This window comes from Janthinobacterium goodfellowi, assembly GCF_051380695.1.
GTDB lineage: Bacteria > Pseudomonadota > Gammaproteobacteria > Burkholderiales > Burkholderiaceae_D > Janthinobacterium.
Genome location: NZ_JBNYXN010000003.1, coordinates 634,095 through 657,799, shown reverse-complemented (window position 1 = coordinate 657,799; position 23,705 = coordinate 634,095). Strand labels below are relative to the sequence as shown.

General features: G+C 60.9%; 26 protein-coding genes. 15 read left to right on the top strand and 11 right to left on the bottom strand.

What is annotated here, in order from left to right; all coding sequences use genetic code 11:
• Positions 1-21 precede the first annotated feature (21 nt).
• The 4 genes from ACQ4WQ_RS15410 to sugE all read right to left on the bottom strand — a co-directional run bounded on the left by ACQ4WQ_RS15410 (position 22) and on the right by sugE (position 2,791).
• Positions 22-813 (bottom strand): EAL domain-containing protein, encoded by a 792-nt coding sequence (locus ACQ4WQ_RS15410; protein WP_326457833.1) that lies wholly within the window; start codon positions 811-813, stop codon positions 22-24.
• 44 nt (positions 814-857) lie between these two features.
• On the bottom strand, positions 858-2,015 hold the full coding sequence (locus tag ACQ4WQ_RS15405) for an iron-containing alcohol dehydrogenase (RefSeq protein ID WP_436498174.1): 1,158 nt from the start codon (positions 2,013-2,015) through the stop codon (positions 858-860).
• 84 nt (positions 2,016-2,099) lie between these two features.
• A complete protein-coding gene (locus ACQ4WQ_RS15400; RefSeq protein WP_436498172.1) occupies positions 2,100-2,459 on the bottom strand; it encodes an NADH-quinone oxidoreductase subunit A in 360 nt (119 codons plus the stop codon).
• 11 nt (positions 2,460-2,470) lie between these two features.
• Positions 2,471-2,791: a quaternary ammonium compound efflux SMR transporter SugE gene (sugE, locus tag ACQ4WQ_RS15395; RefSeq protein WP_436498170.1), complete on the bottom strand. Its 321-nt coding sequence runs from the start codon at positions 2,789-2,791 to the stop codon at positions 2,471-2,473.
• A 328-nt stretch (positions 2,792-3,119) separates the two neighbouring features.
• Between sugE and mnmG the strand changes: the two genes are divergently transcribed.
• From mnmG to ACQ4WQ_RS15330, 13 genes are all read left to right on the top strand, one after another.
• On the top strand, positions 3,120-5,057 hold the full coding sequence (gene mnmG / locus ACQ4WQ_RS15390; RefSeq protein WP_436498168.1) for a tRNA uridine-5-carboxymethylaminomethyl(34) synthesis enzyme MnmG: 1,938 nt from the start codon (positions 3,120-3,122) through the stop codon (positions 5,055-5,057).
• Positions 5,054-5,698 carry a 16S rRNA (guanine(527)-N(7))-methyltransferase RsmG gene (rsmG, locus tag ACQ4WQ_RS15385; protein WP_436498166.1) on the top strand — a complete coding sequence of 215 codons (645 nt, stop codon included), beginning with the start codon at positions 5,054-5,056 and terminating at the stop codon, positions 5,696-5,698. The genes mnmG and rsmG overlap by 4 nt, the downstream gene beginning before the upstream one ends.
• A gap of 167 nt (positions 5,699-5,865) precedes the next feature.
• Positions 5,866-6,636 (top strand): ParA family protein, encoded by a 771-nt coding sequence (locus ACQ4WQ_RS15380; RefSeq protein ID WP_034752687.1) that lies wholly within the window; start codon positions 5,866-5,868, stop codon positions 6,634-6,636.
• Between the two features lie 64 nt (positions 6,637-6,700).
• Positions 6,701-7,588, top strand: a complete 888-nt coding sequence (locus ACQ4WQ_RS15375) for a ParB/RepB/Spo0J family partition protein (protein ID WP_326457827.1) — start codon at positions 6,701-6,703, stop codon at positions 7,586-7,588.
• 270 nt (positions 7,589-7,858) lie between these two features.
• Positions 7,859-8,227 (top strand): ATP synthase subunit I, encoded by a 369-nt coding sequence (locus tag ACQ4WQ_RS15370; protein WP_034752692.1) that lies wholly within the window; start codon positions 7,859-7,861, stop codon positions 8,225-8,227.
• A 51-nt stretch (positions 8,228-8,278) separates the two neighbouring features.
• The gene (gene atpB / locus ACQ4WQ_RS15365; RefSeq protein ID WP_046681851.1) at positions 8,279-9,088 is read left to right on the top strand and encodes a F0F1 ATP synthase subunit A; all 810 of its coding nucleotides are present in this window, start codon (positions 8,279-8,281) and stop codon (positions 9,086-9,088) included.
• 59 nt (positions 9,089-9,147) lie between these two features.
• Positions 9,148-9,426 carry a F0F1 ATP synthase subunit C gene (gene atpE / locus ACQ4WQ_RS15360; protein ID WP_034752695.1) on the top strand — a complete coding sequence of 93 codons (279 nt, stop codon included), beginning with the start codon at positions 9,148-9,150 and terminating at the stop codon, positions 9,424-9,426.
• Between the two features lie 43 nt (positions 9,427-9,469).
• On the top strand, positions 9,470-9,940 hold the full coding sequence (locus ACQ4WQ_RS15355; RefSeq protein WP_071325906.1) for a F0F1 ATP synthase subunit B: 471 nt from the start codon (positions 9,470-9,472) through the stop codon (positions 9,938-9,940).
• Positions 9,941-9,942: 2 nt separating this feature from the next.
• Positions 9,943-10,488 (top strand): F0F1 ATP synthase subunit delta, encoded by a 546-nt coding sequence (locus tag ACQ4WQ_RS15350; RefSeq protein WP_034752699.1) that lies wholly within the window; start codon positions 9,943-9,945, stop codon positions 10,486-10,488.
• A 78-nt stretch (positions 10,489-10,566) separates the two neighbouring features.
• A complete protein-coding gene (gene atpA, locus ACQ4WQ_RS15345) occupies positions 10,567-12,108 on the top strand; it encodes a F0F1 ATP synthase subunit alpha (RefSeq protein WP_326457826.1) in 1,542 nt (513 codons plus the stop codon).
• 62 nt (positions 12,109-12,170) lie between these two features.
• Positions 12,171-13,046, top strand: a complete 876-nt coding sequence (gene atpG / locus ACQ4WQ_RS15340) for a F0F1 ATP synthase subunit gamma (protein WP_326457825.1) — start codon at positions 12,171-12,173, stop codon at positions 13,044-13,046.
• 29 nt (positions 13,047-13,075) lie between these two features.
• The gene (gene atpD, locus ACQ4WQ_RS15335; protein ID WP_034752705.1) at positions 13,076-14,476 is read left to right on the top strand and encodes a F0F1 ATP synthase subunit beta; all 1,401 of its coding nucleotides are present in this window, start codon (positions 13,076-13,078) and stop codon (positions 14,474-14,476) included.
• Between the two features lie 62 nt (positions 14,477-14,538).
• Positions 14,539-14,958 (top strand): F0F1 ATP synthase subunit epsilon, encoded by a 420-nt coding sequence (locus ACQ4WQ_RS15330; protein ID WP_065307860.1) that lies wholly within the window; start codon positions 14,539-14,541, stop codon positions 14,956-14,958.
• Between the two features lie 61 nt (positions 14,959-15,019).
• Here ACQ4WQ_RS15330 and rsgA read toward each other — a convergent pair whose 3' ends face one another.
• From rsgA to ACQ4WQ_RS15295, 7 genes are all read right to left on the bottom strand, one after another.
• Positions 15,020-16,084, bottom strand: coding sequence for a ribosome small subunit-dependent GTPase A (rsgA, locus tag ACQ4WQ_RS15325; RefSeq protein ID WP_436498163.1), 1,065 nt, complete (start codon positions 16,082-16,084; stop codon positions 15,020-15,022).
• Positions 16,085-16,361: 277 nt separating this feature from the next.
• Positions 16,362-16,916: a hypothetical protein gene (locus ACQ4WQ_RS15320; protein ID WP_070218932.1), complete on the bottom strand. Its 555-nt coding sequence runs from the start codon at positions 16,914-16,916 to the stop codon at positions 16,362-16,364.
• A 69-nt stretch (positions 16,917-16,985) separates the two neighbouring features.
• Entirely contained in the window at positions 16,986-17,351 is a 366-nt protein-coding gene (speD, locus tag ACQ4WQ_RS15315) for an adenosylmethionine decarboxylase (RefSeq protein WP_436498160.1), read from the bottom strand.
• 2 nt (positions 17,352-17,353) lie between these two features.
• The gene (locus ACQ4WQ_RS15310) at positions 17,354-17,530 is read right to left on the bottom strand and encodes a hypothetical protein (RefSeq protein WP_157792409.1); all 177 of its coding nucleotides are present in this window, start codon (positions 17,528-17,530) and stop codon (positions 17,354-17,356) included.
• A complete protein-coding gene (locus ACQ4WQ_RS15305) occupies positions 17,527-18,990 on the bottom strand; it encodes a DUF4178 domain-containing protein (RefSeq protein ID WP_436498158.1) in 1,464 nt (487 codons plus the stop codon). The genes ACQ4WQ_RS15310 and ACQ4WQ_RS15305 overlap by 4 nt, the downstream gene beginning before the upstream one ends.
• 20 nt (positions 18,991-19,010) lie before the next feature.
• Positions 19,011-20,051: an SPFH domain-containing protein gene (locus ACQ4WQ_RS15300; RefSeq protein ID WP_436498156.1), complete on the bottom strand. Its 1,041-nt coding sequence runs from the start codon at positions 20,049-20,051 to the stop codon at positions 19,011-19,013.
• Positions 20,052-20,082: 31 nt separating this feature from the next.
• Positions 20,083-20,469, bottom strand: a complete 387-nt coding sequence (locus ACQ4WQ_RS15295) for a DUF350 domain-containing protein (RefSeq protein ID WP_070288892.1) — start codon at positions 20,467-20,469, stop codon at positions 20,083-20,085.
• A 59-nt stretch (positions 20,470-20,528) separates the two neighbouring features.
• Between ACQ4WQ_RS15295 and ACQ4WQ_RS15290 the strand changes: the two genes are divergently transcribed.
• Positions 20,529-22,040 (top strand): polyamine aminopropyltransferase, encoded by a 1,512-nt coding sequence (locus ACQ4WQ_RS15290; protein WP_436498154.1) that lies wholly within the window; start codon positions 20,529-20,531, stop codon positions 22,038-22,040.
• Positions 22,040-23,671, top strand: a complete 1,632-nt coding sequence (locus ACQ4WQ_RS15285; RefSeq protein ID WP_436498152.1) for an NAD(P)-binding protein — start codon at positions 22,040-22,042, stop codon at positions 23,669-23,671. Before ACQ4WQ_RS15290 ends, ACQ4WQ_RS15285 begins: the two co-directional genes overlap by 1 nt.
• The last annotated feature ends 34 nt before the right edge of the window (positions 23,672-23,705 follow it).

Genomic DNA, 23,705 nt, shown 5'->3' with positions numbered 1-23,705 from the left:
CGTTGCACGTGGCCTTTTTTATTACTCCCAGGCCGTATCGGCGATCTGGCCCAGTCCCTGGAAGACCGGCTTGGAAAACCAGTAGCCCTGCATCAGGGAAATACCGCAGCCCGCCAGGAAGTCGCGTTCGGCGCGGGTCTCGATGCCTTCGGCCAGCACGCGGATACCAAGCTCATGGCACAGGCTGGCGATGGCGCGCACGATCGCCTGGCGCGGCGCCTGCGCATCGATGCCGCGCACCAGGTCCATGTCGATCTTGATGATGTCGGGCTGGTATTCGGCCAACAGGTTCAAGCCCGCATAGCCGGCGCCGAAATCATCGATGGCCGTCTGGAAACCGAAGCGCCGGTAGGCGCGGAAGATCTCGACCAGGTGGGGACGGTCTTGCACCCGTTCGCCTTCCGTCACTTCAAAGATGATCTTGTCGGTAGGGAAGCGGTGCAGCCTGGCCGCTTCCAGGGTGCTGCGGATGCATACTTCCGGTCGGTAGACGGCGTTGGGCAAAAAATTGATCGACAGGAAGCCCTGCATGCCGAGGCGCGCTGCGCCGGCCACGGCCTTGACGCGGCACGCCTGGTCGAAGCGGTAGCGGTTGGCGTCGTTGACTTGCGCCAGCACGCTGGCTGCGCTTTCGCCGTTGGGGCCGCGCACCAGCGCCTCGTGCGCATAGATGCTGCGCGTGGCCAGGTCGACGATGGGCTGATAGGCATATTCGAAGGCAAACGGCAGCGGCGCGCTGTCGTGGCAGCCGGCACAGGCACCGTGTGGAAAGTGGGTGTTGTCGGGATGAATGGGGATATCGGGAGGCGTCATGGCGGCAGTGTAGCAGGGCGGGTTGGCTGACTCAGTCTGCTGGCTCACAGTGCGGCCGCATAGATGGCGCGCGCATCGCCGCGCGTGAGGGGACGGGGATTGTTGCCCAGCAAGCGCGTCTGCAGCATGGCTTCATCGGCAAGGCGGTCCAGGTCGGCCGCCGTGATGCCCACTTCGCGCAGGGTGCGCGCGATGCCGGTAGCCACGGCAATCTCCTGCATGGCGTCGATCAGGGCCACGGCCCGCGCTTCCTCGCTGCCCGTCATGCCAGGTTGCAAGACAGTCGCCAGTTGCGCGTACAGGGGCGCCGCGTGGGACAAGTTAAAGCGCAGCACGTGCGGCAGCACCAGCGCATTCGACAAGCCATGCGGCACGTGGAACAAGCCGCCGATGGGATAGGCGAGCGCGTGTACGGCAGCCACGGGCGCGTTGGCAAACGCCTGGCCGGCCAGCATGGCGCCCAGCAGCATGGCTTGCCGCGCCGGCAAGTTGCTGCCATCGCGGCAGGCTGTGACCAGGTTGCTGGAGAGCAGCGACAGCGCCTGGGTGGCCAGCATGTCGGACAAGGGATTTTTCATCAGGCGGCTGGTGTACGCTTCGATCGCATGCACCATGGCGTCGATGCCGGTGGCGGCCGTCACGGCCGGCGGCAAGCCCAGGGTCAGGCTGGCGTCGAGGATGGCCAGGTCCGCATACAGTTGCGGCGCGACGACGCCCATCTTGCTGGTGGCGCCCGTGGTGACGATGGCGATGTGGGTGACTTCCGAGCCCGTGCCGGCCGTCGTCGGCAATTGCACCAGGGGCAGGCGCTCGCCATGCACATTGCCGATGCCATACAGTTGCGCCAGTTCCTGGTGACCGGGCGCCAGCACGGCGATCAGCTTGGCCACGTCCAGCGAGCTGCCGCCGCCGAGGCCGATAATCAGTTCCACGTGAAACATCTGCGCCTGAGCCACGCCGGCCAGCACGATGGTTTCGGGAGGATCGGCTTGCACATCGGAAAAGACGTGGACCTCGATGCCCGCCGCTTGCAAGCTGCGCAGAGAGGCATCGGCCAGGCCCGTGCGCAAAAAGCCTGCGTCGGTGACGAGCAGGGCGCGGCGCACGGTGGGGAAGTGGTGGGCGATATGCGTGCCCAGCTGGGCGGCGGCACCCGGTTCAACGATCAGATGCGGCACGGTGCGGAACTGGAAGGCGGGCATGCGTACTCCTGACAGGAAGACAGAAGCCCAGCTTACTCCGCTTTTCGCCCCCGTGCCTGTTTCACGTGGAACCAGAAGCGGGGCTTACTCCCAGTCCAACGCGCCGCGTTTCCATTCATAGGCCAGGCCGATGGCCAGCACGCCCAGAAAACCCATGACGGCCCAGAAGCCGGCCAGTCCCAGTGCGTTGACGTTGGCCGCCCACGGCATCAGGAAGATCACCTCGATATCGAACAGGATGAACAGGATGGCGACCAGGTAGAAGCGGATGTCGAACTTCATGCGCGCGTCGCCGAACGCTTCGAAGCCGCATTCGTACTGGGACAGTTTTTGCGCATCGGGCTTGTGCGGCCCGAGTACGCGTCCCAGCAGCATGGGCACGATGCCGACCAGGATGCCGATCAGAATGAACAGGAGGACGGGAAAATAGTTTTCGAGGAGCATGGGAATTCCTCTCAGTGGCTTGATGACAGTTTCATCAGCACGATGCCGCACACGATGAGTACGGCGGCGCACACGCGCAGGGTGTTGACTTGCTCGCCCAGAAAGACGATGCCGACGATAAAGGCGCCGACGGCGCCGATGCCCGTCCAGATGGTGTAGGCCGTGCCCAGGGGCAGGGTGCGCATGGCCAGCGACAGCAAGCCGAAGCTGGCGATCATCATGACCATGGTAATCACGGAGGGGGTGAGTCTGGTGAAACCCTCGGAGAGTTTCATCGAATATGCCCACACGACTTCAAGCATGCCGGCAATAATTAACAGTATCCAGGCCATGGCGGCTCCTTATACAGAGCGGGCCGTCCCGGTGTGTTCCCATGATGGGGGAGGCCGTCCTCCTGGATGATCGTCGCGATGGCCACTGGCGTGACCACGGTAGCGGACGATGCGGCAATTGTAGCAAACATTGACGGCCACCGCAGCCCCGGCGCGGGCCCTGTCCAGGTACCGCTGCGTGTTCCACGTGAAACAAAAATCGTCGTTGACTGGCCCTTGCTGAGTAAAAATTAAGCAAAAATTGGCCCGTCGAAGGTTGCGCTTGCAAAAAGACTCTATAATCGGAGCTCTCTTCCCGCATTTTTACTTGCACTGTTACCTATTTATCATGTTATTTCCTACAGAATTCGACGTCATCGTTGTCGGTGGTGGTCACGCCGGTACCGAGGCGGCCCTCGCTTCCGCCCGCATGGGGCAGAAGACGCTATTGCTCACGCATAATATTGAGACACTGGGCCAGATGTCGTGCAACCCCTCCATCGGTGGCATCGGCAAGGGCCACCTGGTCAAGGAGGTCGATGCCATGGGCGGCGCGATGGCGATTGCCACCGACGAGTCCGGCATCCAGTTCCGCATCCTGAATTCCTCGAAAGGCCCGGCAGTGCGCGCCACGCGCGCCCAGGCCGACCGTATTCTCTATAAGGCCGCCATCCGCACGCGCCTGGAAAACCAGACGAATCTGTGGCTGTTCCAGCAAGCGGTCGATGACCTGATCGTCGAAGGCGACCGGGTCGTCGGCGCCGTGACGCAGATCGGCCTGAAGTTTCTCGCACGCGCCGTGGTCCTGACGGCTGGCACTTTCCTCGACGGCAAGATCCACGTGGGCCTGAATAACTACTCGGCCGGCCGCGCCGGCGACCCGCCCGCCATCTCCTTGTCGGCCCGCCTGAAAGAGCTGAAACTGCCGCAAGGGCGCCTGAAAACGGGCACGCCGCCGCGCATCGATGGCCGCACGATCGACTTTTCTGTGATGCAAGAGCAGCCGGGCGACCTCGATCCCGTGCCCGTGTTTTCGGTGATGGGCAACACGGCCATGCACCCGCGCCAGGTGCCGTGCTGGGTCACGCACACGAATAGCCAGACGCATGACATCATCCGCGCCGGCCTGGACCGCAGCCCCATGTACACGGGCGTCATCGAAGGCGTGGGCCCGCGTTACTGCCCCTCGATCGAAGACAAGATCCATCGCTTCTCGGGCAAGGAATCGCACCAGATCTTCCTCGAGCCGGAAGGCTTGACGACGCATGAGTTCTATCCGAACGGCATCTCCACGAGCTTGCCATTTGACGTGCAGATCGCCCTGGTGCAATCGATGAAGGGCATGGAAAACGCGCACATTCTGCGTCCCGGCTACGCCATCGAATACGACTATTTCGACCCGCGCGGCTTGAAAGCGTCGCTGGAAACGAAGGCCGTCGCGGGCCTGTTCTTCGCCGGCCAGATCAACGGCACCACCGGCTACGAGGAAGCGGCCGCGCAAGGCATGCTGGCGGGCCTGAATGCGGCCTTGCTGACGCAGGACAAGGAAGCCTGGGTACCGGGCCGCTCCGAGGCCTATCTGGGCGTGCTGGTCGACGATCTGATCACCCAGGGCGTGCAGGAGCCGTACCGCATGTTCACCAGCCGCGCCGAGTACCGTTTGAGCCTGCGCGAAGACAATGCCGACATGCGCCTGACGGAAATCGGCCGCGCGCTGGGCTGCGTGGGCGACGCCCAATGGCAAGCGTTCGAGACCAAGCGCGAAGCGGTGGCGCGCGAGCTCGAGCGCCTGCGTTCCACGTGGGTCAATCCGCGCATCCTGGCGGCCGCCGAATCGGAACGCATCGTAGGCCAGGCCCTCGAGCGCGAATACTCGCTGGCGGACCTGCTGCGCCGCCCGAACGTGGCCTACGACACCCTGATGAGCATGACGGGCATGGAAGGCCAGGCGCTGGCCGGCCCCGGCGTGGAAGACCCCGCCGTGCGCGAACAGGTGGAAATCCAGCTCAAATATGCGGGCTACATCGAGCGCCAGAGCAAGGAAATCGAGCGCCACGAACACTATGAAAACCTGGCCCTGCCGGCCGGTTTCAACTACCTCGATATCGGTGCGCTGTCGGTCGAAGTGCGGCAAAAACTCGACAAGCAGCGCCCGGAAACCCTGGGCCAGGCATCGCGCATTTCCGGCGTGACGCCGGCGGCGATTTCGCTGCTGCTGGTCCACCTGAAAAAGCGCGGCTTTGGCGCCGCGCAGCCCATCACTTTAAAGGACGAGGTTGTTGAATGAAGCAGTTTGACCGGGCGCAACTTGCCCAGATTTTGAATGAAGGCATCGCCGCGCTGGGGCTGGACCTGAGCGCGGATCAGACGGAAAAACTGCTCGATTACCTGGCCTTGCTGGCCAAATGGAACAGCGTGTACAACCTGACGTCGGTGCGCGATCCCCTGCAGATGCTGACCCTGCACGTGCTCGATTCGCTGGCCGCCGTGCCGGCGTTCGCGGATGCAAAGAATGTGCTCGACGTGGGCGCCGGCGGCGGCTTGCCGGGCATGGTCCTGGCCATCGCGCGGCCCGACGTAAAGGTGTCGATGATCGACACGGTGCACAAAAAGACGGCTTTTCTGACGCAAGTGAAGGCGGAACTGGGCCTGGCCAACGTCACCGTGTACACGAAACGGGTGGAGCAGCTGGAAGTGGCGCAGAAATTCGACGTGATCACCTCGCGCGCCTTTGCCGACCTGTCCGACTTCGTCAACTGGTCGAACCACGTGCTGGCCGAGGGCGGGCAATTCATCGCCTTGAAAGGGGTGGCACCGCCAGACGAGAGAGAGCGACTGCCGGCAGACTGGAAAGTGACGGAATTACGGGCGATCCAGGTGCCAGGGCTAAATGCAGAGCGTCACCTGGTTTTTATAGCAAGAATTTAAAGGCCGCGGAATTAATGGTATAAATCATATAAACAGTTTATACGGTATAAATAATATAAACCGTATAAACGATTTATATCGTATAAATAAAATAAACAGTATAAATCGTTTCGGCCGGATGCCGGGGCGCACGATGAAGTTTGCATCTCTTTACAACTAGAAGATACATGGCCAAAATTTTTTGTGTAGCAAATCAAAAGGGTGGTGTTGGTAAAACCACAACAAGCGTCAACCTCTCCGCCGGTCTGGCCAAATTGAACCAGCGCGTGCTGCTGGTCGACCTCGACCCGCAGGGCAATGCGACCATGGGCGCCGGCATCAACAAGGCCGGCCTGAAGGCGTCGACCTATGAGGTCATGCTGGGCGAGTCCGATGTCAAGACGGCACGCCAGCGGTCGGAAGCGGGGCGCTTCGATGTGCTGCCGTCGAACCGCGAGCTGGCCGGCGCCGAAGTGGAGATGGTCGAACTCGACAACCGCGAACGCCGCCTGAAGGATGCGCTGGCCGAAGTAGACGGCGAATATGACTTCATATTAGTAGATTGCCCGCCGGCATTATCGATGCTGACCCTGAACGGCCTGTGCGCCGCGCATGGCGTGATCATCCCGATGCAGTGCGAGTACTACGCGCTGGAAGGCTTGTCCGACCTAGTCAACACCATCAAGAAGGTGCATGCGAACCTGAATCCGGACTTGAAGATCATCGGCCTGCTGCGCGTGATGTTCGATCCGCGCATGACATTATCGCAACAAGTGTCGGCGCAACTGGAACAGCACTTCGGCGACAAGGTCTTCAATACCATCATCCCGCGCAACGTGCGCCTGGCCGAAGCGCCGTCGTACGGCTTGCCCGGCGTGACCTTCGATCCCAGCTCGAAAGGTGCCCAGGCGTACATCGCCTTCGGCGCCGAGATGGTCGAACGCATCAAACATATGTAAACAAGGGGCGGGCGCCTGCACAGTTTGATGTGAGCGCTTACTCTGAAAACACGATTAGGACAGCATGGCTACGAAAAAATTAAAAGGACTGGGTCGCGGACTCGACGCCCTGTTGGGCGGCGGCGGTGGCGACTTCGCCAGTCCGGACACGCATCAACCGTCGAACTTGCCAGTGTCGCAAATGCAAGCCGGCAAGTATCAGCCGCGCACGCGCATGGACGAGGGCGCCCTGAATGAACTGGCCGCATCGATCAAGGCGCAAGGGCTGATGCAGCCGATCCTGGTGCGCCCGATCGGGCAGGACACCCTGAGCGGACTTGTTAAATATGAAATCATCGCGGGCGAGCGCCGTTTCCGCGCCTCGCAGCTGGCCGGCCTGACGGAAGTGCCGGTGCTGGTGCGCGATGTGGACGACCTGGCCGCCGCCGCGATGGCGCTGATCGAGAATATCCAGCGCGAAGACCTGAACCCGCTGGAAGAAGCGCAGGGGATCCACCGCCTGATCGCCGACTTCAATTTTACGCATGAGCAAGCGGCCACTGCGCTGGGACGCTCGCGCAGCGCCGTGTCGAACCTGTTGCGTTTGATGAACCTGGCCAGTCCCGTGCAGACCATGCTGATGGCCGGCGATATCGACATGGGCCATGCGCGCGCGCTGCTGGCCGTCGATGCGGCCAGCCAGATCACCCTGGCCAACCAGGTCGTGGCCAAGCGCCTGTCGGTGCGCGAGACGGAAAAGCTCGTCACCCGCACGGTCGAGGAAGCGGCCAACCCGGTCGAGCCGCGGCAAAAGGAAAAGTCCGGCGACATCGCGCGCCTGGAAGAAGAGCTGTCCGATGCGCTGGCCACGCCCGTGGTGTTCAAAATGGGCAACAAGGGCCGTGGTCAATTGGTCATCGATTTTGCCGATCTTGACGTACTGGATGGTTTGTTGACCCGCTTGCGTGGTTAAATAGCAAGCTGCAAAGACAGGGGCCATGCGGGTGTGGCCGATCCGGCCATGCTTTCCGGATGCACCACGTGATTCCTTGATAACACGGCTGGAAGCGGCCAGACAAGCGACTTTGCCATATAGTGGTGCAAATGGCGGCGAATAGTCGGTAAAGCGTCAGTTTCACGCAGCAATTGCCCTGCTGCGGTGCACCAACGTTTGACTCTATAGATCAAAGCCAACTATAATCCCGTGTCTTTGCGTGTGTAGATTTTTCTGGGAACTTGGCAATTGAGTGATTCACAACAAAGTATTGCCAAGCCAGTCTACAAAGTAGTTGCCTTGCAGCTAGCAATCGCTATCAGTTTTGCCACGGTCACCCTGTTTTTTGGTGGCAGTGTCAGAGGCTGGTCCGCCGCATACGGCGGCGCTATCGCAGTCATCGGTAGCCTGGTGTATGCCCTGTTGGTGGTTCGCGGTTCTAGCGACGCCAATAAGGCATTCCGGGCGCATTTGCGCGCAGAAGTGGTGAAAATATTTATCACAGCGGTGCTGTTTATATTGGCACTGGTGTTGTTTCAGTCGGCCGCCTGGTTATGGCTGATCTTGGGTTTCGCGGTGGCAACCTTAGCATACTGGTTTTCATTGCTCGCTGTTTAATCATTGGTTTTGGGGCCTGTTGAGCTCTGAAACGACAAATCTAAATTCATTATGACCACAGAACACGCTATTGAAGCGGGCCATGCTGCCCCGGCCAACGCCACAGAATACATCAGTCACCATCTGGCCCACCTGAGAAGTGCCGACGGCATGATCAATCTGGATACGTTCTGGATTTCGGCCATTCTGGGCTTTGTTTTCCTGGCTGTTTTCTATATGGCGTCGCGCCGCGCGACGGCTGGTGTCCCTGGCAAGTTGCAAAACTTCGTCGAAATGGTCATGGAAATCGTCAATGACACTATTAATGGGGCCTTCCACGCGAAAAGCAAGGTCATCGCGCCGCTGGCCATCACTATTTTTGTGTGGGTCTGGTTGCTCAACGCGATGGACTTCCTGCCGGTTGACCTGTTGCCGAAGATCCTGAGCTGGTTTGGCGTGCATAAACTGCGCGCCGTGCCGACCGCCGACGTCAACCACACCTTCGCCATGTCGCTGTCGGTCGTGCTGTGCGTGATCGCCTTCTCGATCAAGGCCAAGGGCCTGGGCGGCTGGATCAAGGAACTGTTCACGGCACCGTTCCATGCGAGCGGCCTGATCGGCACGATCGCCCTGGCACCTGTCAATTTCTTGCTGCAAATGGTTGAGCTGGTTGCAAAACTGATCTCCCTGTCGCTGCGACTGTTCGGCAATATGTATGCCGGCGAACTGATTTTCATCTTGATCGCGTTGTTGCCTTGGTGGGCACAGTGGGCGTTGGGTGGTCCATGGGCAATTTTCCATATCTTGATTGTAACTTTGCAAGCTTTTGTGTTTATGGCGTTGACGGTTGTGTATCTGAGCCTCGCGGTTGAGAAACATTAATCATCGACTTTATATTTTGTTTTTTTAGTATCTTTCGTTTTTAAATTTAGGAGAATTTTATGCAAGCTCTGATCGCACAAGTACAAAGCATGACCGTTCTGGCAGCAGCAATCATCATCGGCCTGGCCGCAATCGGCACCGCTCTGGGCTTCGCTATCTTGGGTGGCAAATTCCTGGAAGCTTCGGCACGTCAACCAGAACTGATGCCACAACTGCAAACCAAACTGTTCGTTATCGCTGGTCTGCTGGATGCTATTTCGATGATCGGCGTTGGTGTTGCTCTGCTGTACACGTTCGCTAACCCGTTCCTGTCCGCTCTGACGGCTGTTGCTCAGTAATTCGCTCCAACCCTAGGAGAAACTTTTAGTTAGGAGCAAAGGTATGGACATCAATATGTCGCTCATCGGCCAGATGATCACCTTCGCGGTGTTGGTCTGGTTCTCGATGAAGTTCGTATTTCCAGCGCTGAACAATGCGCTGGATGAGCGTGCCAAACGAATCGCGGATGGATTGGCTGCGGCCGATCAAGGTCAGGCTTCGATGGCTGTCGCTGAAAAGCGTGCGCAAGAGGCATTGAACAGTGCACGTGAAGAAGCGTCGCAACGCGTTGCGGACGCTGAAAAGCGCGCGCAGCTGGTTGCTGAAGAGATCAAGCAAAATGCACAAGCTGAAGCTGCGCGTATCATTGCGCAAGCCCAGTCGGACGCCGAACAGCAACTGTCGAAAGCACGCGAACAATTGCGCGCTCAGGTGGCTGACCTGGCTGTCAAGGGTGCCGAGCAGATCTTGAAGCGTGAAGTCAACCCAACGGCTCACGCCGAAATGTTGCAGCGTCTTGCTGTCGAGCTGTAATCATGGCAGAACTCGCAACCGTCGCCCGTCCCTACGCGGAAGCTTTGTTCCGCGTAGCCCAAGCTGGTAAGGAGTCAAGCAACCTCGCGGCGTGGTCCGAACTGGTGTCCGAACTGGCACAGATCGGTAGCCACCCCGAGGTACAGGCGTACGCGCGCAATCCGAAAGTTTCGGAAAGCGACGTCGCCGCCACCATCCTGTCGTTGTTGAAATCGCCGCTCAATGAGGAAGTGAAAAACTTCGTCACCATGTTGATCGAAAATGGCCGCATCAGCCTGCTGCCGGAAATCGGCGCGCAATTCCATGCCTTGAAAAATGGCCTGGAAGGTGCGGCTGACGCCGAGATCACGAGCGCTTTCGATCTGAGCGAAGGCCAAACGGCCGAGCTGGTCGCAACGCTGGAAAAGAAATTCAGTCGTAAGCTCAACCCTGCCGTCACAGTGGATCCATCGCTGCTCGGCGGCGTGCGCGTGGTTGTTGGCGACCAAGTGCTCGATACCTCGGTGCGCGCCAAGCTGCAGCAACTGCACGCTGCACTGGTGTCGTAAGACACGCGCTTCGGCAGGCCAGCTTAGACAGACCCTTACCCCTCGCGCAAGCTGAGAGAAACACTTTTAGGAGTTAGTATGCAACTCAACCCATCTGAAATCAGCGAGTTGATCAAGAGCCGGATCCAAGGTCTTGACGGCGGCGCTGAAGTGCGTAATCAAGGCACGGTTATTTCCGTCGCCGACGGTATCTGCCGCATCCACGGTTTGTCGGACGTGATGCAAGGCGAGATGCTGGAATTCCCAGGCAACACGTTTGGCCTGGCAATGAATCTGGAACGCGACTCCGTCGGTTCCGTGATTCTGGGTGCCTACGAGCACATCTCCGAAGGCGACACGGTGAAATGCACCGGCCGCATTCTGGAAGTGCCAGTCGGTCCTGAACTGCTCGGCCGCGTGGTCAACGCGCTGGGTCAGCCTATCGACGGCAAAGGCCCGGTAGAAGCCAAGATGACGGCCGCGATTGAAAAAATCGCTCCGGGCGTGATCGCCCGTGAATCCGTTTCGCAACCGATGCAAACCGGCCTGAAGTCGATCGATGCGATGGTTCCAGTTGGCCGCGGCCAGCGCGAACTGATCATCGGCGACCGTCAAACCGGCAAGTCGGCTGTGGCGATTGATGCGATCATCAATCAAAAAGGCCAGGGCATGAAGTGTATCTACGTCGCGATCGGCCAAAAAGCCTCGTCGATCAAGAACATCGTGCGCTCGCTGGAACAGCACGGCGCGATGGAATACACCATCGTTGTCGCCGCTTCCGCTTCGGAATCGGCCGCCATGCAATACATCTCGCCGTACTCCGGTTGCGCCATGGGCGAATACTTCCGTGACCGCGGTGAAGATGCACTGATCGTCTACGATGATCTGTCCAAACAAGCTGTTGCATACCGTCAAATCTCGCTGCTGCTGCGCCGCCCACCAGGTCGCGAAGCGTACCCAGGCGACGTGTTCTACCTGCACAGCCGCCTGCTGGAACGCGCAGCACGCGTGAACGCCGACTACGTCGAGAAGTTCACCGACGGCGCCGTCAAAGGCAAGACCGGTTCCCTGACGGCATTGCCGATCATTGAAACGCAAGCTGGCGACGTGTCCGCATTCGTTCCAACCAACGTGATTTCGATTACCGACGGTCAGATCTTCCTGGAAACCTCGCTGTTCAACGCCGGTATCCGTCCTGCGATTAACGCCGGTATTTCCGTATCGCGCGTCGGTGGCGCCGCCCAGACCAAGGTCATCAAAAACCTGTCCGGCGGTATCCGTACCGACTTGGCGCAGTACCGTGAACTGGCCGCGTTTGCGCAGTTCGCTTCGGACCTGGATGAATCGACCCGCAAGCAGCTGGACCGTGGTGCCCGCGTAACGGAATTGCTCAAGCAAGCCCAGTACTCGCCACTGTCGATCTCGCTGATGGCCGTATCGCTGTTCTCGGTGAACAAAGGCTTCATGGACGACGTGCCAGTCAAGCAAGTGCTGTCGTTCGAAGCTGGTGTCCACGCTTACATGAAGACCAAGCAAGCTGCTCTGCTGGCCAAGATCGAAGAAACCAAGCAACTCGACAAAGACAGCGAAGCAACTCTGTCGGCGGCCATTGCTGATTTCAAGAAATCCGGCGCATATTAAGCGGCCAGGCGGTGCCCGCCTCGAGTGAGGCGCCGCCCTACGCGCAGAAGGAGTAAGGACTCATGGCATCAAGCAAAGAGATACGAGGCAAGATCAAGAGCGTAGAGAATACGAAGAAGATCACCAAGGCGATGGAAATGGTCGCCGCGTCCAAAATGCGCAAGGCGCAAGACCGGATGCGGGCCGCCCGTCCCTACAGTGACAAGATTCGGAATATCGCCGCCAATCTGGCGACCGCCAATCCGGAATACACGCACCCGTTCCTGGCAGCTGCCCAGGGTACGCAAGCGAAGGCAGTGGGTTTCATCGTTGTCACGACCGACAAGGGTCTGTGCGGCGGCATGAATACCAACATCCTGCGCCAGGTGACGTCGAAGTCGCGCGAGCTGGAAGCAGCTGGCAACCGGGTTGAAGCAGTTGCCATCGGTAACAAGGGTTTGGGTTTTTTGAATCGCATCGGCGTCAAGGTTATCGCGCACGCCATTCAAACCGGTGATACGCCCCACCTGGACAAACTGATCGGACCTGTCAAGGTCATGCTCGAAGAGTTCCAGGCAGGCAAGATCGATGCAGTGTACCTGTGCTACACCAAATTCATCAACACGATGAAGCAGGAACCAGTCGTGGAGCAATTGCTGCCCCTGACGGCCGACAAGATGGTCGCCGACAAGGGCGCCCACTCGTGGGATTACATCTACGAGCCGGACGCGCAAAGCGTGATCGACGAATTGCTGGAGCGCTATGTAGAAGCGCTGGTGTACCAGGCAGTCGCGGAGAATCTGGCGTCCGAGCAATCGGCACGGATGGTCGCGATGAAAGCTGCAAGCGACAACGCGGGTAGTGTGATCGGCGAATTGAAGCTGATCTACAACAAGACCCGCCAAGCTGCGATTACCAAAGAACTCTCCGAAATCGTCGCCGGTGCGGCTGCGGTTTAAACGAATTTAACTATATTGAAGGAACGAACATGGCTGATGGCAAAATCGTTCAGTGTATCGGCGCTGTGGTGGACGTTGAGTTTCCCCGCAACGCGATGCCTAAGGTATTTGATGCCTTGAAGATGGCAGGCTCGGAACTGACCCTGGAAGTACAACAGCAGTTGGGCGACGGCATTGTCCGTACCATTGCACTCGGCTCGTCCGATGGCCTGCGTCGCGGCATGATGATTCAAAATACCGGCAAACCTATCATGGTGCCAGTCGGTAAAGCAACCCTGGGTCGCATCATGGACGTGCTGGGCAACCCGATCGACGAATGCGGCCCCGTGTCGCACGAGCAGATCGCGTCGATCCACCGCACCGCTCCTGCATACGACGAACTGTCGCCTTCGCAAGAATTGCTGGAAACCGGCATCAAGGTGATCGATCTGGTTTGCCCGTTTGCCAAAGGCGGTAAAGTTGGTCTGTTCGGCGGCGCTGGCGTAGGCAAGACCGTCAACATGATGGAACTGATTAACAACATCGCCAAGGCGCACAGCGGCGTGTCCGTATTCGCCGGCGTCGGTGAGCGTACCCGTGAAGGTAACGACTTCTACCACGAGATGGCTGACGCGAAAGTGGTCGATCTGGAAAACCCAGAGAACTCCAAAGTCGCGATGGTCTACGGTCAGATGAATGAACCGCCAGGCAACCGTCTGCGCGTCGCGCTGACCGGCCTGACGATCGCTGAATCGTTCCGTGATGAAGGCAAGGACGTTCTGTTCTTCGTCGACAACATCTACCGCTTCACGCTGGCTGGTACCGAAGTGTCGGCACTGCTGGGCCGTATGCCGTCGGCTGTGGGTTACCAACCGACCCTGGCTGAAGAAATGGGCCGTCTGCAAGAGCGTATCACGTCGACCAAGACCGGTTCGATCACCTCGATCCAGGCCGTCTACGTTCCAGCCGATGATTACACCGATCCGTCGCCTGCTACCACGTTTGCTCACTTGGATTCGACCGTTGCGCTGTCGCGTGACATCGCTTCCCTGGGTATCTACCCAGCCGTGGACCCACTGGATTCGACCTCGCGTCAGCTCGATCCGTTGATCGTTGGTCAAGAGCACTATGACACCGCGCGTGCCGTGCAAACGACGCTGCAACGCTACAAGGAATTGCGCGACATTATCGCGATTCTGGGTATGGACGAGCTGGCACCGGAAGACAAACTGCTGGTTGCCCGTGCACGTAAGATGCAGCGTTTCCTGTCGCAGCCTTTCCACGTCGCTGAAGTCTTTACCGGCGCGCCTGGTAAATACGTTTCGCTCAAAGACACGATCAAGGGCTTCAAAATGATCGCTTCGGGCGAACTCGATCACCTGCCGGAACAAGCGTTCTACATGGTCGGCACGATCGAAGAAGCAATCGAAAAAGCCAAGAAACTTAACTAAGTTAAGTCTGGGCCTAACCCCGCCCCTTAGAAGGCGGGGTTCTTCAACCCGATAGGACACACATGGCACACACAATTCACGTTGACGTGGTTTCCGCTGAAGAACTGATTTTTTCAGGCGAAGCAGAATTCGTCGCGTTGCCGGGTGAACAGGGCGAGCTGGGTATCTACCCACGCCACACGCCTTTGATTACCCGCATCCGTCCGGGCGCGGTCCGCATCAAGGTAGTCGGCCAGGCTGAAGAAGAGTTCGTCTTCGTTGCCGGCGGCCTGCTGGAAGTGCAACCGGATACCGTGACCGTCCTGGCCGATACCGCGATCCGCGGTCACGACCTCGACGAAGCGAAAGCGCTGGAAGCGAAGAAGTTGGCGGAAGAAAATATCCACAACAAGGATTCGGGCATCGACTACGCGCAAGCGCAAGCCGAGCTGGCCAGCGCGATTGCGCAGCTGGCAGCGATCCAGAAGCTGCGCAAGCATTAATTTGCTCGCAGGCAGTAATACAAAAAGGCAGCCTGCGGGCTGCCTTTTTTTTCAGCAGAAATTAACGGCGCTTGTCCTTCCCCCTTTCCAGCCCCGCCTTCAAGATCGTCTTCCACTTGGCGCGCGCGGCGATGCGCTCGAGTGGCGTTTCCTCGCTACGGCGCGCGTCGCGCAGCAGCTTGTGATAATTGCGCAGGCGGTCCCCATCAACGGCGCCACGGACCTGGCAACCGGGTTCGCTGGCATGCTGGCAATCGCGGAACTGGCACGTCGCTGCCAGCGCCGCGATGTCGTCGAACGTGGCCGCCAGGGTCTGCGCATCGGCGTCGGCGCGCCAGCTGCGCAAGCCTGGCGTGTCGATGATGCAGGCGCCGCTTGCGCACAGGTGCAGCGAGCGGGCCGTCGTCGTATGCCGGCCGCGGCCGTCGCCATGGCGCACGCCGTTGGTGGCCTGTCCGGCTGCGCACAGCGTATTGGTCAGGCTGGACTTGCCGGCACCGGAAGAACCGAGCAGCACCAGGGTCTGGCCCGCACCCAGCCAGGGTTCCAGGATGGCCACGTCATACGCATGGCGCGTATCGATGGCGAACAGCGGCACGTGGGGCGGCAGGCGCTGTTTCAGCAGCGCCAGCTTGCCCGGTACGTCGTCGGCCACGTCGGCCTTGCTCAGCACCACCACGGGGCTGACCTGGGCCGCCAGCACGATGGCCAGGTAACGCTCCAGGCGGCGCGGATTAAAATCCCCATCGAGTCCCATCACCAGCAGGGCCGTGTCGACATTGCTGGCCAGCACCTGGCGCCGGCCCTCATTGCCGCGCCGCGCGATCTGCGTGACTGGGGATAAGTGCGCCGTTATCCACAGCGTGCCGTGAAGATCGGGTTCGGCGGCGATCCAGTCGCCGACAGCAAGGATGGTGTCGTGTTCCAGCAGCGCGTGCAGCAGACGCGGCAGGATCTGCGCCGGCTGTTCCAGGCTGCCGTCGTGCACGCCGATGCTGTCGCGGTGCACGGCGCTCACGCGCATCAGCTGCGCGGCGGGGGAAGATATGTTGAGTTGGGTGGCCGCGCCGGCGATAGCCTGCTGCAGCCCGATAAGGCGTAGTTGCGCAAAATCGAATGCGATCATGGTAGCGTGATTCCAAATTCTGTCGTCCGCATGCGGACGTGTAGCCTGCGCGTGCAGGCACCGCCAGTCGCGATGACTGGCACGAAAGAAGGGGAACGTCGGCTACGCGATCACGCGTATGGGGAATGGCGAGCTAAAAAGGCTTAGCAGGGGAAAACAGTGATCAGGCAGCCGACAGCACGGCAGTATCCGAATGGCGCATGTTGTCTACTCCTGTTGTGTGATGGAAAACGCCAGTGTGCCAGCGGCACGCGCCGCCGTCAATGGACGGTGTGGTTCAGCTGCACATGCCGTATGCCTGGCGTTCGGGGAAATAGCGGTACGTAAACGTGCGTACCGGGTAGCGCTTGCCGCCGACGAGCATGTCGGGCATGGACAGATCAAAGCGCTGCGGCAGCTGGCGCGGCAGTTGCAGGCGCAAGCGCCATTGCGTTTCCTTGCTGTTACCGACGGCGGCAAACATGATGGGCAGCTGCTCGATGACGTCGACGATCTCCGCCTTCTGGTTCATGCCGCGCTGGTAAATGGTGAGTATCTTGGCTTCCGCGAAAGGCGGCTTTTTCGGTTCTTCCAGCAGGAAGGACAGGCGCGTAAAACTGGCTTGGGTGCCGACGGGCAAGGTAAAAATCAGCGCCAGCTCCGTGCCGCCTTCCTTCAAGGTGACAGGCGGCGTGGCGTAGATGCTGATACCGCGCGGTAGTTCGAAACGCGAGCCATCCGTCCACGTCTTGCACTCGGGCGTGGTGGCCTGGTACAGGCTGGGCGCCGTGTAGTCATCGCAGGCGGAAACCAGCAGCAGCAGGGGCAGGGCAAGGAGGGCGGAACGGCGCATGGGAGTCACGGTTGGGGGATCAGCCGACAGTGTAAGCGATCCCCGCGCGATCCACCAGCGACGCCAGGCCTACCCGGGCGGGGCGCGCCGCACGGACTGCAGCTGGCAATGCGCCGGTTGCAGCGTCTCCTGGATGATGTCCAGCGCCAGCTGCGGCCGTGCCGCGCCGCACATGAAGATGTCGACGGCGGCAAAGCCCACTTCGGGCCAGGTATGCAGCGAGATGTGCGACTCGGCCAGCAGCAGCACGCCCGTGACGCCCTGGCCCGGGCCAAAGCTGTGGAAATGGCCGTGCAGTACTTGCGCGCCGGCCGCGACGGCCGCCTCGCGCAGCAGGCCTTCGAGCGCGGCGCAATCGCGCAGGCGTTCCGGCGCGATGCCCGACAGGTCGGCCAGCAGATGGATGCCGAGGGGCAGATGCGGTGCGGACGCCATGCTTATTTGTGGCTGCCGCCACTGGAGCCGCCGCCATAGCTGCCGCCGCCGCCGCCCGTGCGCGAACTCCAGCTGCTGCCGCCGCTGCTGCCGCTGCCGGCCACCTTGAACATGCGCACCCAGTTGGCGGCCGTGACGGAAAACGTCACCATCAGGGCGTAGATCACGTATTTACTCATGAGGGATTCTTTGCATTCTTGTCGAGAAAAGCGGCGGGCAGGAACAGCGCCAGGCAGCCCAGCAAACTCCACATCAAGGTGCTGGAGAACGACACGAACATGGGGATCGCATTCAAGACCAGCACGATGACCATGAAGACCTTGGCGATGCCGCGGTGACTGAGCTCGATATGATGTACCTTGGCGCCGCCATGGAAGGCGGCGCCGAACCAGGCGGCCATCTGGTCATAGGCGACGGGCACGGAGCGCGACCAGGTCATTTCCTCGCCCGTGAGTTCCGCCGCCAGCTTGGTCTGTCCCTGCTCGAATTCATACACGCGCGTGCTGTCGCCGACGGCCACCTTCCAGTTGAAAGCGCCCGCCGCATACACGACCTGCGAGCCGTAGTCATACAGTTTGCGGTAGGTGGCGCCATCGAGCGTGCAGGTATCGGCGTCCAATGATGCCCAGTTGGGCCAGTTCGGCAGCACGTTCGAGCGCGACCAGCCGTCGTCCGTTTCCACCAGCCAGAAGAAGCCGGCGCGCGCGTTGTACAGCAGGTATTCGTTCCACTCGCTGCCTTCGTCGTCGGCGCGGCGCATCATGCCGATCACCGTGAAATCCACATTGCTGATCTTCGCACTGGCGCCCAGCTCCAGCGTGATGTCGGCGTTCTCGTGCACCTGCTTGCCGATGGCCAGCACCTGCGCTTCCGGGCCGCTGGCGTCGAGCTGCGCATGGCAGGCGGGACACACCAGCTGCGCCGCCGCACCCGGCACATACTGGATGCCGCTGCCGCAGGAGGGGCAGTCGAGCGCATCGAGCTTGCCGCGGTACTTGCCGGCGCTTTTGGCGATGGCCTCGTCGTCGCGCAGCAGCTGGCACTTCAAACTGTCCAGGGTGACGGCGACGCCCTGGTAGACGACCGGTTGCGGGCCGTCTGTGTAGTCGAGCGTGACAAAGCTTGCGTAGTTGCGCAAGTCCGCCACCTGGATGCGCCAGCCGGCGCCCACCTTGAAGGGCAGCTCGCCCTGGCCGGCGATGCATTCGGCGTTGCGGATCTCGGCGGCCGTGTACGGCTCGCCGCAGATCGTGTAGCGCCTGCCCGGCGCCAGCTCGCCAAAGGCGGGCAGGGCATCCTGCGTGCCGCGCTCGCGCGTCAGCGTGTACAGGCCGGACGAGTCGCCCAGCCACGCCGTGCTGGCGTCGTCGAACAGCAGATACCACTCGTTCCACGTGCCGGCGCTGTAGCGCTGCTGGATGCGCCCGACGACGGTGAAGTGCACGCCGTCGTGCACGCCTGCCGTGCCGATCTGGATCGGCGAATAGTCTTCCAGGACGGCCGACATCTTGCCCAGGTCCCTGACGGAATCGGCGTCCTTGAGGATGGTGCTGTGGCAGTACTCGCACACGGCGAGCACGGAAGCGTGCGAGCGGAAATGCACTTCCGCGCCGCAGCTGGGACAGGAAACAGTTTGCATGCAGTCGTATTTCGCTCTAATCAGCCGATCAGTTTTTTCAGCAGTTCAGCCTTGGCGCCGTCGTAGTCGGCCGGCGAAATGAGTCCCTTGTCCAATAAACCCTTGAGTTTTTCCAGGCGCGCCTCGACCGGTTCTTCCGCGGGTGCGGGTGGCGCCGCCGGAGCGGGTGCCGGGGCGGGCTGCTGCAAGGCGCCGCCCATGCTTTGCGCCATCACCTGGCCGATCGACAGCCCGGCGCCGAGACCGGCGCCGATGCCGGCCATGCCGCCTTCGTTCTGCGCCGCCAGCGGGATCGCATTGGCCACCTGAAATTTCGTGTAGCCGCTCATCTTGTCGGCGCCCAGGCCGCCCTTCATGCCGGCGGAAATACGCTCGTCGAGCGCCGCCTGCAATTCCTCGGGCAGGCTGATGCTGGCCACGTTGAATTCATCGAGGCCCACGCCATAGCGGGCAAACGCCTGCGCCAGGCCATCCTTGACTTCCTGCGCCATCAGCGCCTGGTTGGCGGCCATGTCGAGGAAGGGCACGTTCGCGCCGCCCAGCGAGCTGGCCATGCTCGACATCAGAATGCCGCGCAACTGATCTTCCACCTCGTCGCGCGTATAGACTTCGCGCGTGCCGCTGATCTCGGTGAAGAAGGTGCGGGCGTCGGCGATGCGGTACGAATACATGCCGAAGGCGCGCACGCGGATCATGTCGAAATCCTTGTCGCGGATGGTGATTGGCTGCGGCGTGCCCCACTTGCGGCCAGTCTGCACGCGCGTGCTGAAGTAATACACGTCCGACTTGAAGGGCGAATCGAACAGCTTGTCCCAGTTTTTCAGGTTGGTCAGCAACGGTAACGTCTGCGTCGTCAGCTTGTGCGTGCCGGGACCGAAGACGTCGGCGATCTTGCCTTCATTGACGAAGACGGCGACCTGCGATTCACGCACATTCAGGATGGCGCCGTTCTGGATCTCGAAATCCTGCATGGGGAAGCGCCAGGCCAGCACGCCTTCCGTCTCTTCGTTCCACTGCAGTACGTCGATAAACTGCTTCTTGATAAAGCTGCCGAGGCTCATGATGGATATCCTTGAATAAGATAAAGCGGTGTCAGGAAATGCAGGCGGCGTTGATGGCGCCGATCGACAGCGAAATGGCGCCCAGCAGGCCGCCGAAGGCGCTGTTGTTCGATTCGATCTGGTCCTTCGACATGCGCAGCAGGCGCGTGGTGACCACATAGGCGAGCAATTGCACCACCATGGCGCCGAAGGCCCAGGCGAAGAATTGCTGGTAGTCGGCCGTGTGCATCAGGGATGAGGCGATGGTGGCGGAAAAGCCCAGCAGCGCGCCGCCCAGCGACAGGGCCGCCGCCTGGTTGCCCTGGCGGATCAGCAGCACTTCGTTATACGGCGTGACGCGCGTGTAGATGATAAAAAAGGCAATCAGCAGCGCGGCGGCCAGTATAAGATGGATCAGATAGTTTAGGATGGCGGGCACGGCTTTCCTCGCAATGAGTATTTGATAACGTCAACGCATATTAGAACAAAAAAAGTCCAATGAACAAAAAGATTCTGATTTTGTCCGTCTTCGTGGTCGCCTCCTGCGGCCTCGCGTATGAACTGATCGCCGGCGCCATGTCCAGCTACCTGCTCGGCGACTCCATCCTGCAGTTTTCCACCATCATCGGCTGCTACCTGTTTGCCATGGGGGTGGGCGCTCACTTTTCCAAGTATGTGCGGGACGACGACGTGCTCTCGCGCTTCGTCGACATCGAGCTGGCCGTGGGCCTGATCGGCGGCCTGTCGGCCGCCATCCTGTTCATGACGTTTTCGTGGATGGCCGCGCCCTTTCGCACCTTATTGTATGTGATGGTGTTCCTGATCGGCGCACTGGTCGGCATGGAAGTGCCGCTGGTGATGCGCGCCCTGAACTCGCGCCAGACGGAGTTTTCCGAGTTGGTCAGCCGCGTGCTCACCTTCGATTACCTGGGTGCGCTGGCCGTCTCCCTGCTGTTCCCGCTGGTGCTGTCGCCCTACCTGGGACTGGTGCGCACGGGCTTCTTGTTCGGCATGCTCAACGTGGGCGTGGGCCTGTGGACGATTTACGTGTTCCGCGCGGAGCTGAAGAATCTCACGGGGCGCTTCCTGCGCGCCTGCGCCGTGATGCTGGTGCTGGTCGCCGGCTTTGCCATGTCCGACCGCATGGTGGCCTGGGGCGAGCACGGCCTGTTCGGCGACCAGATCGTGTATTCCACCACTACGCCCTACCAGCGCCTGGTGATCACGCGCTGGAAGGACGATACGCGGCTCTACATCAACGGCAATCTGCAGTTTTCCTCGCGCGACGAGTACCGCTACCACGAGGCGCTGGTGCACCCCGTGCTCGAAGCACTGCCGTGGGCGCGCCGCGTGCTGGTGCTGGGCGGCGGCGATGGCCTGGCGCTGCGCGAAATCCTCCGTTATCCACAGATCGAGCACGTCACCGTGGTCGACCTCGATCCCGCTATGACGGCCGCGTTTACCACGCGCCCGGAACTGGCAAAGTTAAATAACAACTCGTTCTCGGACAAGCGCGTCACCGTCGTCAATGCCGATGCCGCCGTCTGGCTGCGCAACAACGGCGACATGTTCGACGCGGCCATCGTCGATTTCCCCGATCCGTCCAGCTTCGCGCTCGGCAAACTGTACTCGGTGCCGTTCTACGACCTGGTGAAAAAGCATCTGGCGGCCAAGGGACTGATGGTGGTGCAATCGACGTCGCCGTTCTTTGCACCGCACGCCTACTGGACCATCAATTCGACCCTGCGCGAAGTGGGCATGCGCACCTGGCCCTACCACGCCTATGTGCCTTCGTTCGGCGAATGGGGTTTTATCCTCGCCTCGCCCCAGCTCGACTACGCACCGCCGACGCAATACCGCCTGCCCATGCGCTACCTGAATGCGGACACCACGCGCGAGATGTTCATCTTCCCGCCCGACATGCAGCCGCTGCCCATGGCGCCGAACCGCTTGAATACCCAGTCGCTCGTGCATGAATTCGAGCAGGACTGGAACCGGGTGATCCGCTGATGCAGCGCCGCTCCTTCATGCTGTGGGCCGCCGCCGGCACCGCGGCGGCCGCCACCGGCATCGGCAGCATCGCCGCGTATCTGCGCTGGCAGGAAATCACGCCCACCGTGCTGTATCCGGGCCGCAGCGAGGGGCATTATTTGCGCAAGCTGCTGCGCGAGGGCACGGCGCTGCCGCCGCCTTCGCGTACCTTGAGCACCGACGTGGCCATCCTCGGCTCCGGCATCGCGGGCCTGACGGCCGCCTGGCGTTTGAACAAGCTGGGGCACGGGGACTTTCTCATGATCGACGGTCCGCAGCCGTATGGCAACGCGGCCGGCGGCCATTTCGGCGACCTGGCCTATCCGACCGGCGGCCACTATCTGCCATTGCCTTCGCCCGAATCGACCCATGTGCGCGAGATTTTGTTCGACCTGGGCATCATCGAGCGCGACCCGCAGGCGGAAAAGCCATATTACGACGAGCGCTACATCCTGCACGCGCCGGAAGAGCGATTGCTGTTCAACGGCCACTGGCAGGACGGCTTCATTCCCACCGAAGGCGTGTCGCCTGCGGAACTGGCGCAGCATGAGCGCTTCTTTGCCGAGGTGCGGCGCCTGCGCCAGGCGCATGGCAACGATGGCAAGCGCGTCTTCGTCTTTCCTACCGTGGAGTCGTCGCAAGATCCGGCCTGGCAGGCGCTCGACACCATCACCTTGAAGCAGTGGATGGAGCGCGAAGGCTATACATCGCCCACCCTGCACTGGTATTTGAACTACTGCTGCCGCGACGATTACGGCACGCGCTACGACCAGGTCTCGGCCTGGGCCGGCCTGCATTACTATTGCAGCCGCTGGGGCCAGGCGGCCAACGCGGGCAACGGCGCCTGGCTGACCTGGCCGGGCGGCATGCAACCGGTCGCCACGGCCATGGAACAGGCGTCCAAGGTCCGGCGCCATGCGGGTACCGTGGTTTCCGTGACCACCACAAAACAGGGCGTGGAAGCGCTGTGCCTGGAACTGGTCGACGGCCAGCCGCGCACCTACCTGGTCAAGGCGCGCAAGGCCATCTGCGCCATGCCGCTGTACGTGGCGGCGCGCGTGGTGAAGAACATCGCCGACTATGGCTTCGACGCGAAACGCGATACGCCCGCGTATGCGCCATGGCTAGTGGCGAATTTTCTACTTAAACGCTTTCCCGAGGAACTGCCGCATGCGCCCCTGTGCTGGGACAACGTGGTGTACCAGGAACCGGGCCTCGGCTATGTCGTCTCGACCCACCAGGACATCCGCGTGCGCCCGCCCGAGAAAACCGTCTTCAGTGCCTATGTCGCGCTGTCCGACCGCACGCCGCAGCAAGCGCGCAAGTGGCTCGACACGGCCAGCCCCGAAGAACTGCTGGCGCTGGCCAGCGTCGATTTAAAGACGGCGTATGGACGCGATTTTGCCAGCTGCGTCGAGCGCGTCGACATCACCGTGCGCGGCCACGCCATGGCGGCGCCCTTGCCGGGATTTCGCAGCAACGCGGGCTTGAAGGCCTTGCGCGAGCACGACGGTGCCATCCTGTTCGCGCATGCGGATTTGTCGGGCTTTTCCGTGTTCGAGGAGGCGGCGTGGTGGGGGGATCGCGCGGCGCGCTTAGCCGCTGTATAAAAAAGGCCGGCGCGAACGCCGGCCAGAGCCCCCT

What these genes read in the sequence shown, in the direction of transcription:
- atpE (WP_034752695.1), top strand. Translation starts at nt 9,148, where the DNA reads ATGCAAGCTCTGATCGCACAAGTACAAAGCATGACCGTTCTGGCAGCA.
- ACQ4WQ_RS15410 (WP_326457833.1), bottom strand. Translation starts at nt 813, where the DNA reads ATGACGCCTCCCGATATCCCCATTCATCCCGACAACACCCACTTTCCA.
- ACQ4WQ_RS15400 (WP_436498172.1), bottom strand. Translation starts at nt 2,459, where the DNA reads ATGCTCCTCGAAAACTATTTTCCCGTCCTCCTGTTCATTCTGATCGGC.
- mnmG (WP_436498168.1), top strand. Translation starts at nt 3,120, where the DNA reads ATGTTATTTCCTACAGAATTCGACGTCATCGTTGTCGGTGGTGGTCAC.
- rsgA (WP_436498163.1), bottom strand. Translation starts at nt 16,084, where the DNA reads ATGATCGCATTCGATTTTGCGCAACTACGCCTTATCGGGCTGCAGCAG.
- ACQ4WQ_RS15285 (WP_436498152.1), top strand. Translation starts at nt 22,040, where the DNA reads ATGCAGCGCCGCTCCTTCATGCTGTGGGCCGCCGCCGGCACCGCGGCG.
- ACQ4WQ_RS15375 (WP_326457827.1), top strand. Translation starts at nt 6,701, where the DNA reads ATGGCTACGAAAAAATTAAAAGGACTGGGTCGCGGACTCGACGCCCTG.
- ACQ4WQ_RS15330 (WP_065307860.1), top strand. Translation starts at nt 14,539, where the DNA reads ATGGCACACACAATTCACGTTGACGTGGTTTCCGCTGAAGAACTGATT.
- ACQ4WQ_RS15355 (WP_071325906.1), top strand. Translation starts at nt 9,470, where the DNA reads ATGGACATCAATATGTCGCTCATCGGCCAGATGATCACCTTCGCGGTG.
- ACQ4WQ_RS15305 (WP_436498158.1), bottom strand. Translation starts at nt 18,990, where the DNA reads ATGCAAACTGTTTCCTGTCCCAGCTGCGGCGCGGAAGTGCATTTCCGC.
- ACQ4WQ_RS15290 (WP_436498154.1), top strand. Translation starts at nt 20,529, where the DNA reads ATGAACAAAAAGATTCTGATTTTGTCCGTCTTCGTGGTCGCCTCCTGC.
- atpB (WP_046681851.1), top strand. Translation starts at nt 8,279, where the DNA reads ATGACCACAGAACACGCTATTGAAGCGGGCCATGCTGCCCCGGCCAAC.
- ACQ4WQ_RS15320 (WP_070218932.1), bottom strand. Translation starts at nt 16,916, where the DNA reads ATGCGCCGTTCCGCCCTCCTTGCCCTGCCCCTGCTGCTGCTGGTTTCC.
- speD (WP_436498160.1), bottom strand. Translation starts at nt 17,351, where the DNA reads ATGGCGTCCGCACCGCATCTGCCCCTCGGCATCCATCTGCTGGCCGAC.
- ACQ4WQ_RS15380 (WP_034752687.1), top strand. Translation starts at nt 5,866, where the DNA reads ATGGCCAAAATTTTTTGTGTAGCAAATCAAAAGGGTGGTGTTGGTAAA.
- sugE (WP_436498170.1), bottom strand. Translation starts at nt 2,791, where the DNA reads ATGGCCTGGATACTGTTAATTATTGCCGGCATGCTTGAAGTCGTGTGG.
- atpG (WP_326457825.1), top strand. Translation starts at nt 12,171, where the DNA reads ATGGCATCAAGCAAAGAGATACGAGGCAAGATCAAGAGCGTAGAGAAT.
- rsmG (WP_436498166.1), top strand. Translation starts at nt 5,054, where the DNA reads ATGAAGCAGTTTGACCGGGCGCAACTTGCCCAGATTTTGAATGAAGGC.
- atpD (WP_034752705.1), top strand. Translation starts at nt 13,076, where the DNA reads ATGGCTGATGGCAAAATCGTTCAGTGTATCGGCGCTGTGGTGGACGTT.
- ACQ4WQ_RS15350 (WP_034752699.1), top strand. Translation starts at nt 9,943, where the DNA reads ATGGCAGAACTCGCAACCGTCGCCCGTCCCTACGCGGAAGCTTTGTTC.
- ACQ4WQ_RS15310 (WP_157792409.1), bottom strand. Translation starts at nt 17,530, where the DNA reads ATGAGTAAATACGTGATCTACGCCCTGATGGTGACGTTTTCCGTCACG.
- atpA (WP_326457826.1), top strand. Translation starts at nt 10,567, where the DNA reads ATGCAACTCAACCCATCTGAAATCAGCGAGTTGATCAAGAGCCGGATC.
- ACQ4WQ_RS15405 (WP_436498174.1), bottom strand. Translation starts at nt 2,015, where the DNA reads ATGCCCGCCTTCCAGTTCCGCACCGTGCCGCATCTGATCGTTGAACCG.
- ACQ4WQ_RS15300 (WP_436498156.1), bottom strand. Translation starts at nt 20,051, where the DNA reads ATGAGCCTCGGCAGCTTTATCAAGAAGCAGTTTATCGACGTACTGCAG.